General features: G+C 67.1%; 9 protein-coding genes. 5 read left to right on the top strand and 4 right to left on the bottom strand.

Annotation, left to right across the window (positions count from 1 at the left end; translation table 11 throughout):
- Positions 1-44: 44 nt before the first annotated feature.
- From ACFQXB_RS11295 to ACFQXB_RS11285, 3 genes are all read left to right on the top strand, one after another.
- On the top strand, positions 45-440 hold the full coding sequence (locus ACFQXB_RS11295) for a hypothetical protein (protein ID WP_377403442.1): 396 nt from the start codon (positions 45-47) through the stop codon (positions 438-440).
- A 9-nt stretch (positions 441-449) separates the two neighbouring features.
- Complete coding sequence (locus ACFQXB_RS11290) at positions 450-2735, top strand: M10 family metallopeptidase C-terminal domain-containing protein (RefSeq protein WP_377403440.1); 2286 nt, start codon at positions 450-452, stop codon at positions 2733-2735.
- 116 nt (positions 2736-2851) lie between these two features.
- Entirely contained in the window at positions 2852-6334 is a 3483-nt protein-coding gene (locus ACFQXB_RS11285) for a calcium-binding protein (protein ID WP_377403438.1), read from the top strand.
- 2 nt (positions 6335-6336) lie between these two features.
- Here the strand turns inward: ACFQXB_RS11285 and ACFQXB_RS11280 are convergent, their stop codons facing one another.
- Positions 6337-7134, bottom strand: a complete 798-nt coding sequence (locus tag ACFQXB_RS11280; RefSeq protein WP_377403436.1) for an ABC transporter permease — start codon at positions 7132-7134, stop codon at positions 6337-6339.
- Positions 7135-7247: 113 nt separating this feature from the next.
- Between ACFQXB_RS11280 and ACFQXB_RS11275 the strand changes: the two genes are divergently transcribed.
- Both ACFQXB_RS11275 and ACFQXB_RS11270 read left to right on the top strand, forming a co-directional pair.
- Positions 7248-8669: a hypothetical protein gene (locus tag ACFQXB_RS11275; RefSeq protein ID WP_377403434.1), complete on the top strand. Its 1422-nt coding sequence runs from the start codon at positions 7248-7250 to the stop codon at positions 8667-8669.
- A 6-nt stretch (positions 8670-8675) separates the two neighbouring features.
- Complete coding sequence (locus ACFQXB_RS11270; protein ID WP_377403432.1) at positions 8676-9332, top strand: ABC transporter ATP-binding protein; 657 nt, start codon at positions 8676-8678, stop codon at positions 9330-9332.
- Position 9333: 1 nt separating this feature from the next.
- Here the strand turns inward: ACFQXB_RS11270 and rfbC are convergent, their stop codons facing one another.
- The 3 genes from rfbC to ACFQXB_RS11255 all read right to left on the bottom strand — a co-directional run bounded on the left by rfbC (position 9334) and on the right by ACFQXB_RS11255 (position 11394).
- On the bottom strand, positions 9334-9897 hold the full coding sequence (gene rfbC / locus ACFQXB_RS11265) for a dTDP-4-dehydrorhamnose 3,5-epimerase (RefSeq protein ID WP_377403430.1): 564 nt from the start codon (positions 9895-9897) through the stop codon (positions 9334-9336).
- A gap of 108 nt (positions 9898-10005) precedes the next feature.
- Complete coding sequence (locus ACFQXB_RS11260) at positions 10006-10800, bottom strand: sulfotransferase family protein (RefSeq protein ID WP_377403428.1); 795 nt, start codon at positions 10798-10800, stop codon at positions 10006-10008.
- Between the two features lie 48 nt (positions 10801-10848).
- Entirely contained in the window at positions 10849-11394 is a 546-nt protein-coding gene (locus ACFQXB_RS11255; RefSeq protein WP_377403426.1) for a GNAT family N-acetyltransferase, read from the bottom strand.
- Position 11395: the final 1 nt, after the last annotated feature.

Genomic DNA, 11395 nt, shown 5'->3' with positions numbered 1-11395 from the left:
GTCGAAGGGGCACAAGGCATGACGGCACATCCGGGGCGGGCGCGATGCTGAAGGTCGCGGCGGGAATGGCGATCTGTTTCGCGGCCTCCTGCGGCGGGGCCACGGCCGGGGCGCTGCAGATCGACTGCGTGCTGCCGCCGGGGCAGGAGGCGAGCTTTGCCCCGCTGTGCGCGCGGCTGACCGATCTTGCCCGGGCGCGGGTGCTACCCGGTGAAACGGCAGAGCCAGGCCAGCTTGTCCTGTCGGTGACCGATCTGCGGCCCGGCCCGATCCGTGCCCGGCTGGCCTGGCGCAGCGCCGACGGCCAGGCGGGCGAGGGTCCCGAGATCGAGCTTGCCATCATGGATCACGACGGCCTGCCCGAGGACAGCCTTGCCGGCCTGGCACGCGCGCTGCTTGACCTTTCCGACATCCCCTTCCTTACCCCACGCCAAGAGTGAGGCTTCGGCATGTGCACCATCTGCGCCGGATTGCGACCCTTCGACCCCGACTGCCCCTACGTGCTTCTGGTGCCTGCGCCCGCGCCCACGGCGACGGAAGGGGCCGATGCACCGGCCAGCAGTGCTACCCCCTACCGCCTTCTGCCGGGCGAGACCTTCCGCGGCACGATCTCCGCGACGGGGGATGTGGACTGGATCGCGATCACGCTCGAAGCCGGGCGCAGCTACCGGATCGATCTTTATGGCCAGGGCGGGGCCGCGCTCGGGGATCCGCTGCTGCGGGTTCATTCGGCTGGCGGCGTCCAGCTGGCGATGAATGACGACGGCGGCGACGGGCTGAACGCGCGGCTGGACTTCACGCCGACCACCAGTGGTACCTATTACCTTTCTGCGGAGGGCTTCGGCAGCCATACCGGCGGCTATCAGCTGACGGTCGGGACTGCCACGGCGCCGTTCACCACCGCCGAGATCGCGCGTCAGTTGACGCATGGCTACTGGGAATCCTTCGGCGGAACCGCGCGGTCGTTCAACGTGGCGCCGGGCGGCACGCTGAATGTCGATCTGTCCGCCCTGACCAGCGCGGGCCGGAGCCTTGCCCTGTCCGCGCTCGAGGCCTGGACGGCCGTCACCGGGATCATCTTCAACACCGCGCCGCAGGCCGGACAGACGAGGCACATCACCTTCGACGACGACCAGAGCGGCGCCTATGCCAGCAGCATCATCTCGGGCGGGCGGATCATTTCGTCGCATGTGAATGTCAGCACCCAGTGGCTTGCCTCCTATGGCACCGGGCTCGATTCCTATTCCTTCCAGACCTATATCCACGAGATCGGCCATGCGCTGGGGCTGGGCCATGCCGGAAACTACAACGGCAGCGCCCGGTATGGCATCGACAACCATTACCCGAACGACAGCTGGCAGATGAGCCTGATGTCCTATTTCAGCCAGACCGACAATACCTTCGTCAACGCAAGCTTTGCCTATGCGCTCACGCCGATGATGGCCGACATCCACGCCATCCAGAGCCTTTATGGCACCCCCACGGGCCAGCGCGCGGGCAACACGGTCTATGGCGAGAATGCGACGGCGGGGGCGCTGTTCAACGCGCTGGGACAGCTCATGGCCGCGGGGCGCGCGATCAGCTACACGATCTTCGATCAGGGCGGGCAGGACACGCTTGACCTGCGCTCCGACCGCTCGAACCAGGTGATCGACCTGCGCCCGGGCAGCGCCTCGGATGTCTATGGATTGCGCGGCGCGCTGCTGATCGCACCGGGAACGGTGATCGAGCGGGTCTTTGCCGGCCAGGGCGCGGACCTGGTGACCGGGAATGGCGCGGACAACATGCTGGACGGCGGCGCGGGCAATGACACGCTGCTGGGCGGCGCCGGAAACGACAGCCTGTTCGGCGGCGCCGGCAACGACCTTCTGGGCGGCGGCGAGGGCGACGACCATCTGCAGGGCGGCGCGGGCGATGACCTTCTCTATGGCGCGGCCGGCAATGATCTGCTTGAGGGCGGCGCCGGGCAGGACGGGCTGTTCGGCGGCATCGGCAACGACACCTTGCTGGGCGGGGACGGCGCCGACACCCTGTACGGCGAGGATGGCGACGATCTGCTGGGCGGCGGCGGCGGGCGCGACCTTCTGTTCGGCGGCCGGGGCAATGATGCGCTTTACGGGGCCGGCGGGGCCGACACCCTGTACGGCGGCGACGGCAATGATGCGCTTTATGGCGGAACCGAGGATGACCTCCTGCTGGGCGAAGGCGGGCACGACCTGCTGTTCGGCGGGGCCGGCAACGACACGCTGGGCGGCGGCGCGGGCAATGACACGCTGCATGGCGACGACGGGGCCGACATGCTCTATGGCGCCGATGGCAATGATCTGCTGTTCGGCGGTGCGGGGGATGACGTGCTGTTCGGGGGCGCGGGCGACGACCGGCTTGACGGCGGGGCCGGCAACGACCGGCTGATCGCAGGGCCGGGCACCGATGTGCTGACCGGGGGCGCAGGGGCCGATGTATTCGTCTTTGCCTCGGCCGAGGAAATCGGGCGCGGCGCGACGCGCGACCGGATCACCGACTTTGAGCGCGGGATCGACCGCATCGACCTCAGCGCACTGGGGATGACCTGGTTCGGAATGGGCCAGCTGACGGGCGCGGCGCGCGAACTGCGCTTTGTCACCGATGGCCAGACCGGCTTTCTGGTGGGCGACATGAACGGCAATGGCAGCGCCGATTTCGTCATCGCGCTGGATGGGCTCAACAGCCTCGGCGCGGGGGATCTCATCCTGTAACGACTTCTTCATACTGATTCCAGATCCCTTTAAGAACAGCCGCCGGATTAAGGGCTGATTAAACCCTGACCCCTAGTTTCGAACCTGCACGGGGGTGCAGGGTGAAGGGGTCCGGTATGGCTGTGTTTCGTCACGTCGCCACCCATGGGGTGAGAGACACGACCTTTCTGGCGGGTATTGCCGATCTGCATATCGCCGAGATCGGCGGCGTTGCGCGGCTTTATGCCACCACCCGGACCGGCGGCGGGCTGAGCGTGTTTTCCCTGGAGGGTCCCGCGGCCGCCCTGACGGCGCAGCAGTCCTTCGTCTCGGGGGTGCGCCATCTGGCGACGCCGCAGATCGGCATCATCACCACCGCCGGCGGGCCGGTGCTCATGCCTTCGGGATTCGATCAGTCGTCGTCGGGGGCCTACCGGATCCAGTCGGACGGCAGCTTTGGCGCACGGTTCACCTTTGTCAGCGGTCAGGGCCTGCCGCAGGATCTGGTTGCGCTGACCGAGGTGACGCTGGGCGGGCGCAGCTTTCTCTATGCTGCCCGTGCCGGAGACAGCGGAGTTCTGACCTACGAGATGACGGCCGCGCGCGGCGTGACCCAGATCAGCGGTGAATCGCTGCCCGGGCCCGCGATCGCGGGGCTGTCGGCGGTGCAGGTGGGCGGGCAGCACTATCTTCTTGCGGTTTCGGCACTGGGCGATTCCATCGCGAGCTATCGCATGGCGGCTGATGGCAGCCTTGCGCTGGCCGGGCGCATCGGCGCCGAGAGCGGCACGGGTTTTGCCACACCGACCGCGATTTCCACCGTCACCTTGCATGGGATCAGCTATGTGGTCGTGGCGGGATCGGGCAGTTCATCGCTCAGCGTGCTGCGGGTGCTGCCGAACGGCGATCTGCTGGCGGTCGATCATGTCATCGACACGCGGGACACGCGGTTTCAATCCGTCACCGCGCTGGAAAGCTTTACCGTCGGCGATCGGGTTTTCGTGCTGGCGGGCGGCGCCGATGACGGCATCAGCCTGTTCACCCTGTTGCCGGACGGGCGGCTGATCCACCTTGCCAGCCTGGCCGACGGGCTGGCGACAACGCTGGCGCGGGTGGGGGCGATTGCGGCCACCCATCGCGACGGGCGCGTGCAGGTCTTTGTCAGCAGCCTGACCGAAACCGGCATCACCCAGTTCGAGCTTGACCTGGGGACGCTGGGGATATCGCGGATGGGCGGCGCGGGGGTGATCCAGGGCACGGCCAGCAACGATCTGCTGGCCGCAGATTTCACCACGACGGAACTGCGCGGTGGCGGGGGCGATGACATCCTGGTTTCCGCCGCGAACGCCCTGCGCATGTGGGGCGGGGCGGGGCGTGACCTGTTCGTGCTGACGCCGGGCGCGCGCACGATCTGGATCATGGATTACCAGCCCGGCATCGACCGGATCGACATGTCGGCCTTTCCGATGCTGCGCAATGTGGGCCAGCTGTCGATCCAGTCCACCGCGCAGGGCGCGCGGCTGACCTTTGGCAGCACCACGATCGAGATCACCAGCGCCACCGGCGATCCGATTCCGGTCGCGCATTTCACCGACGAGGTGCTGCTCAACCTCTCGCGGTTTCCGCCCTTCGCGGCGCAGACGCTGGTGATCGGCACCGAGGGCGACGATCTGCTGGAGGGCAGCGATGATGACGAGGTGCTGCGCGGCGCCGAGGGCAATGACACGATCCATGGCGGCGGCGGCCAGGACGAGATCTTTGGCGATGACGGCGACGACTGGCTTTATGGCGGCACGGGCAACGATACGCTCTATGGCGGGCCGGGCAATGACCGGCTGTTCGGGGATGACGGGGCGGATGTGCTGTTCGGCGGTGCCGGCAACGACCTTCTGTTCGGCGGCGACGGCAATGACACGCTTCATGGCGAAGAGGGCGCGGACGAACTTGCCGGCGGCGCGGGCGATGACCTGCTGTATGGCGGCAGCGGAAATGACACGCTGCACGGCGGGCTGGGCCATGACGTTCTGTTCGGCGGCGGCGGCCATGATGCGCTTTACGGCGGGGCAGGCAACGACACCCTGTGGGGCGAGGCCGGCAACGACCTTCTGGACGGGGGCGAGGGCGATGACGCGCTTTATGGGGGTGAAGGCAATGACACGCTTCTGGGCGCCGCCGGTGCGGATCTGCTTTACGGCGGCGCGGGGGATGACCTTCTGGGCGGCGGCGCCGGCAATGACACGCTTTACGGCGACGACGGGAATGATGCGCTTTACGGTGCCGATGGCGACGACTGGCTTTATGGCGGCGAAGGCAATGACGCCCTCTACGGCGGTGCGGGTTCCGACCGGCTGTTCGGGGGCGCGGGCATGGATACGCTCTACGGCGGCGAGGGCAACGACCACCTGGAGGGCGGCGATGGCGATGACCTGATCCACGGCGAGGCCGGGGATGACACGCTTCACGGCGGTGCGGGGCGTGACACGCTGCAGGGCGGTCCGGGCAACGATCGGCTTTACGGCGGCGATGGCAACGACCTTCTGCTGGGCGAGGAGGGCCATGACCTGATCTTTGGCGGGTCGGGAAACGATCTTCTGGGCGGCGGCGAGGGCAATGACACGCTGCATGGCGACGAGGGCGACGACACGCTTTATGGCGCCGCCGGGGCCGACTGGCTTTATGGCGGCAATGGCGCCGACTGGCTTTATGGCGGGGAGGGCGACGATTTCCTGTTCGGGGGCTGGGGCTGGGACCGGCTCTATGGGGGCGCGGGAAATGACGTGATCGAGGGCGAGGGCGGCAACGATACGCTGTGGGGCGAGGCGGGCCATGACACGCTGTTCGGCGGCGAGGGCAATGATGTGCTTTACGGCGGCGAGGGTAACGACGTGCTTCATGGCGGCGAGGGCGACGACCAGCTGTTCGGTGAAGCGGGCGATGATCTCCTTTACGGTGGCGCCGGCAATGACCTTCTGGGCGGTGGCCTGGGCAATGACACCCTTCATGGCGAGGCGGGGCACGATTCGCTTTATGGGGCGGACGGGCACGACTGGCTTTATGGCGGCGCAGGCAACGATCTGCTTTACGGCGGCAACGGCAATGACCGGCTGTTCGGCGATGCGGGCGACGACCTGCTCTATGGTGGTGCCGGCAACGACCTTCTGGGCGGCGGCAGCGGCAATGACACCCTCCATGGCGACGAAGGGAACGACGCGCTTTATGGGGCGGCGGGGGATGACTGGCTTTATGGCGGGGCGGGCGACGACCATCTGTTCGGCGGCGATGGCAATGACCGGCTGTTTGGCGGCGCGGGCACCGATGTGCTGTCGGGGGGCGCGGGGGCGGATGTCTTTGTCTTTGCCTCGGCGGCCGAGATCGGCATCGGTGCCACCCGCGACCGGATCACCGATTTCGAACGCGGCCTCGATCTGATCGACCTCAGCGCGCTTGGCCTGCGCTTCATCGGGGCGGCCGCCTTCACCGGGGTGGCCGGGCAGTTGCGCTTTGCCCATGTGGCGGGGGCGGGGCTGCTGATGGGCGATACCAACGGCGACGGCATCGCCGATTTCGTGCTGGCGCTGGACGGGATCACCGGCATCAGCGCCGGCGACCTGATCCTGTAGCCTCAGTCCTGCAGCAGCGCCCGCTGGTGCCGGCGCAGCAGCAAAAGCCCCAGCGCCAGTGTGGCCAGCGCGATGCAGGTCACGTAAAGCGGGCTGACATAGTTGGCGTGGTAGAAGCCATAGAAGCCCCGCCGCATCATCCCGACGACATGCATGAGCGGGTTGTACCACAGGATTTCCCGCACCGGCGACGGGATGTCATCATAGATGAAGAAGATCCCCGAGATCAGGAACAGTGGCCGCGTTGCGATCTGCCAGCTTCTTTCCCAGGCGGGAAAGGCGGTCATCAGATAGCAGTTCAGCGTGCCCACCCCCAGCCCCAATCCCGCCGCCATGGCGACCGAGGCCAGGATGGAGGGCATGTGCAGCACTGCCCGCGTGTCAAAGATCATCAGGATCGCGGTGAAGACGATGATCATCACCGTCGCCTGCGTCAGCAGGTTGAGCAGGAACCGCGCCACCAGCGCATCAAGGAAGGTCACCACCGGATAGGCCAGAAGCTGCTTCGAGAACCGGATCGAGGTGGCCATCTTGTTGCCGACATCGTTGAACAGCATGAAGGGCAGATAGCCGGTGGCATAGAACAGCGGAAAGTTCACCCCGACCGAGGGCGCGGCGAAGGCGGTGGAAAAGATCACCGACAGAAGCGCCAGCGCCGCGGCGGGTTCGGCAATGGCCCAGAGATAGCCCCCGGGCGACCGCCCATAGCTTGTGGCCATTTCCCGCAGCATCAGCGCCGCGACCGTGCGCGGCATCCGCAGGGCGCCGCCCGTCCGGTTCCGTGGTTTCAGTGCCTGCATGCCCGCTCCGTCGGCCCGCCTGTCGGGGTCGGCGCCGGTGTTGCCGTTCCGCCGCCAAGGCTGTAATCTCGCATCAATTCCGGTGCAGGGCAATCAAGCGGACAGAGGCGCAGGTGGCAGAGACTTCAGGGACGCGAGAGGTCGCCGGCACCGTTTCGGCCGCGGCGGCCCCGTCGGGGGCTGCCGGCGGCGGCCCGACAGCCATGCCGGGGCAAGCGCCGCAGGCGGCGGTGACGCCGGTGCGTCCCGGCCCCCAGCCCGCGCCGACCCAGCCCGCCCCGACCCAGCCGGCACAGGCCCAGGCCGTTCATCCGGCCTCCGCACCGCCAAGGGCGCCGGGTGCGCAGCCGCCGGCAGCGCGGGCCGTCCCGCCGGCCGCGGCCCAGACACCGGCACAGCGCGCGGCGCCGCCGGTTGCGGGGCCGGCACCGCTGCGGCGACGGCACCGCGGGATCCTGCTCAGCTTTGTCCTGCTGGTTCTGTTGCCGGTGATCGCGACGGCCGCCTATCTCTGGCTGATGGCGGAAGATCAATATGCCTCGACGGTCTCGTTCTCGGTCCGGAAAGAGGAAACCTCGTCCTCGCTTGATCTTCTGGGCGGGATCACCCGGCTGACCGGCTCGGCCAGTTCCGACAGTGACATCCTGTACGATTTCATCCGCAGTCAGGATCTGGTCGCCACGATCGACGCAGATCTGGACCTGCGGGCGCGGTTTTCCCGCGCCTGGCCCGGTGATCCGGTCTTTGCCTTCAACCCCGAGGGCACGATCGAGGATCTGCACCGCCACTGGGAACGGCGGGTCAAGATCATCTATGACACGTCAAGCGGCATCATCACCCTGCGCGTCACGGCCTTCACGCCGCAGGATGCGCAGGAGATCGCCACGGCGATCTATGGCGAAAGCAGCCGGATGATCAACGCGCTGGCCCAGGATGCGCGGGCCGATGCCACCCGCTATGCGCAGGACGAACTGGACCGCGCGCTCGAACGGCTCAAGGATGCGCGGGAACGGATGACGGGCTTCCGGCTGCAAACGCAGATCGTTGACCCCCAGGCCGATCTGCAGGGGCAGATGGGGGTGATCAACACCCTGCAAAGCCAGCTGGCCGAGGCGATGGTGGAACTGGATCTGCTGCGCGAAACCACCCGCGAGGGCGATCCGCGTCTGACCCAGATCGCGCGGCGGATCGAGGTGATCGAGAACCGCATCATCGCCGAGCGACGCAAGTTCGGCGAGGGCGGGCAGGGGCCGGGCGGCGCCGATTACGCGCGGCTGGTGGGCGAGTTCGAGCGGCTGATGGTCGATCTCGACTTTGCCGAGCAGAGCTATCGTGCGGCAATGGCGGCCTATGACGGCGCGGTCTCCGAGGCGCAGCGCCAGTCGCGCTATCTGGCGGCGCATGTGCGCCCGACGCTGGCGCAGCGGGCGATGTTTCCGGAACGGGAACTGCTGCTGGCGCTCGCGGGCTTTTTCCTGCTGATGGCCTGGGCGGTGGGCGTGCTGGTCTATTACAGCGTGCGTGACCGGCGCTGAGCCGCGATGATCCGGCTTCAGAACCTCACCAAGGTCTATTCGGTCAATGGCGCCCGCAAGGTTGTGGCCGATGACATCACCGCTACCTTCCCGACCGGGGTTCCCGTGGCGCTTCTGGGGCGCAATGGCGCGGGCAAGTCAAGCCTGCTGCGGATGATCGCCGGCACGATGGACCCGACGGCGGGCCAGATCCTGTCGGATGGCACGATATCCTGGCCGGTGGGTTTTGCCGGCAGCTTTCACCCCGATCTGACCGGGGCGCAGAACGCGCGCTTCATCGCCCGCGTCTATGGCGTGGATGGCGATGCGCTTCTGGATTTCGTCGAGGATTTCGCCGAGCTGGGGGCGCATTTTCATCTTCCCCTGCGCAGCTATTCCTCGGGGATGCGGTCGCGGCTGGCCTTTGGCGTCAGCATGGGCATCCATTTCGACACCTATCTGGTGGACGAGGTGACCAGCGTCGGCGACGCCGCCTTCCGCCGCAAGAGCGAAGAGCTGTTCGATGCCCGGATGCGCGACAGCGGCGCGATCTTTGTCAGCCATTCGATGCCGATGGTGCGACGGGTCTGCAGGATGGGCGCGGTGCTCGAGGCGGGCCGGCTGACCTTCTACGAGGATCTGGACGAAGCGATCCATGTTCACGAACGGCTGCTGGGCGGCTGACCTAGCCGGCCCAGTCGAACGGCGTGCCCGCGTCGCGCAGGGTGGGCGCCGCGGCATCCTTGTCGGAGAGGATCGCGCGGCCCGGCGCGATCCCCCAGTCGATGCCCAGATCGGGATCATCGAAGCGCACGGCGCGGTCGCATTCGGGGGCATAGGGACGCGAGCATTTGTAAAGCACCAGCGTATCGGGCGCGCGGGTGACAAAGCCATGCAGGAAGCCTTCGGGGATCAGCATCTGGCGGCCGTTCTCGGCCGAAAGTTCGGCCCCGACCCAGCGCCCGAAGCTGGGCGAGCCGCGGCGGATATCCACCGCCACATCCCAGATCACCCCCGCCGCAACCCGCACCAGCTTGGCCTGGGCGGCCGGCGGCGCCTGATAATGCAGCCCCCGCACCGTGCCTGCCCGGCGCGACAGCGATTCATTGTCCTGCACGAAGGCAATATCGATTCCCGCCGCCGCAAGCCGCGGCTGGCTCCAGCTTTCGCTGAAATGGCCGCGCGGGTCCACGTGGCGCGGCATGGTCAGCAGCAGAACACCCGCAAGGGCGGTTTCTTCGATCTTCATTCCCGCGATCCAGTCGTTTGACGCGCACCATGCCAAAAGCCGCCGGTCTTTGCAAAGGCCCCGGGCGGGCTGGCGAAAGGTGCCAGCTGCCGCGGCCCGGCGGCCCGCTTACGCCGTGCGGCGCGCATAGCCGAAGCGATCCATCATCGGGCCGCAGATCTCGTCCACGATCGCGCACCACTGGTCCGCAAGCGGCTCGAACCGGCTGCGCGTATCGATCGGGCTGTGATACTTGGGCGAGGTCCAGGGCGACTGATCCACCCCCGACTGGTCGCGGCTTTCGGCCCAGACTTTTTCGGGGGCAAGATCGGGCAGGCCGCAGAACGCGCCAAGGCGGTCGATCGTTTCGGGCTTGTCGAGATCCTCGTATCTCAGCGGCAGCAGCGCCCCGCGCAGCAGATCGGCATCCAGATGGGTGTAGAAATTCATGTATTCCTGCGCGATGACACCCACGACACGGGCATCGAACGGTTCCCCGGCGCGTTCGATCACCTCCTGACGGGAGCGCAGCACGTCATAGGGATGGCGCACCACGGTGACGAAGCGGATGCGGTCGCCCAGAAGCTGCCGCAGTTCCGGAAAGATCGGCGACATCATCGGATCCTTCACGCAGAGCACGTCGGGGTTCTTCAGAACCGCGGCCACATGGTTGAAGGCCCAGGTCACGATATGGCTCAGGTGGATGCGCAGATGTTCGGGTTCGGCAAAGAAGGCGGCCGTGTGGCTTTGCCAGGTGGCCATGCCAAGCGCGTAGGATTCGACCAGCGGCCGGATGAAGGCCACTTCGGGATGGTAGACATTGGAATGCGCCGAGGTGCACAGCAGCGCATGGGTCACCGTCGTCCCGGACCGGGGCGCGCCGCCGACAAAGATGATCGGGCAGGGCGGGGTGTTCTGGGTCATCGTCTTTCCTTGTCAGCAAGTCCGGCGCCTGCGGGACAGCAGGCCATGTCAGCTTTCCCCGAAGGCGGCCGCGTGACGTGATGCAAGCGGGCCGAACCGGGACCGGGGCAGTTCAAAGAACACATCCTGCCCATCCTCGCCGGTGCGGGTCGCGCCGAAGCGGTCGTGGAAGGCCAGCGTATGCGTGTTTTCGCGCCGCACGTCAAAGACCGCGCGGTCCAGCCCCAGCCGGTCAAAGCCGAAGCGATAGACCAGAAGCGCGGTATCAAGTGCGGCGCGCGGGGGCTTGGCCTCATCCAGGATCCAGCTGCCCCAGGTGAAATGGCCCTCGCGGATATCATAGATCCGCACCGTGCCGCAGCGACGGTCGTCATCGCGGCGGCGGATGATGAAGTAGTATTCGCTGCCCGCAGCCTCGCGTTCCTTGTAGCGGGTGATCCAGGCGCGCTGATCCTCGACCGTGCCGGAGGATTGCGACAGATGGGCGTTATAGCGCGGATCGTTGCGCAGGCCCCAGATATAGGCCGCATCCTCGGGCGCGACGATGCGCAGCAGGGTGACATGGCCTTCGAGGTCGGCGGTGGAGATGTTCATG

Origin of the sequence: Halodurantibacterium daqingense, from assembly GCF_042666235.1 — a bacterium.
Lineage (GTDB): Bacteria > Pseudomonadota > Alphaproteobacteria > Rhodobacterales > Rhodobacteraceae > Halodurantibacterium > Halodurantibacterium daqingensis.
Note: the sequence above shows the minus strand (reverse complement) of the source record. Positions and strands in the feature narration are given on the sequence as shown.

Coding starts and splice junctions, on each gene's coding strand:
- ACFQXB_RS11280 (WP_377403436.1), bottom strand. CDS start 7,134: ATGCAGGCACTGAAACCACGGAACCGGACGGGCGGCGCCCTGCGGATG.
- ACFQXB_RS11295 (WP_377403442.1), top strand. CDS start 45: ATGCTGAAGGTCGCGGCGGGAATGGCGATCTGTTTCGCGGCCTCCTGC.
- ACFQXB_RS11255 (WP_377403426.1), bottom strand. CDS start 11,394: ATGAACATCTCCACCGCCGACCTCGAAGGCCATGTCACCCTGCTGCGC.
- ACFQXB_RS11270 (WP_377403432.1), top strand. CDS start 8,676: ATGATCCGGCTTCAGAACCTCACCAAGGTCTATTCGGTCAATGGCGCC.
- ACFQXB_RS11260 (WP_377403428.1), bottom strand. CDS start 10,800: ATGACCCAGAACACCCCGCCCTGCCCGATCATCTTTGTCGGCGGCGCG.
- rfbC (WP_377403430.1), bottom strand. CDS start 9,897: ATGAAGATCGAAGAAACCGCCCTTGCGGGTGTTCTGCTGCTGACCATG.
- ACFQXB_RS11285 (WP_377403438.1), top strand. CDS start 2,852: ATGGCTGTGTTTCGTCACGTCGCCACCCATGGGGTGAGAGACACGACC.
- ACFQXB_RS11290 (WP_377403440.1), top strand. CDS start 450: ATGTGCACCATCTGCGCCGGATTGCGACCCTTCGACCCCGACTGCCCC.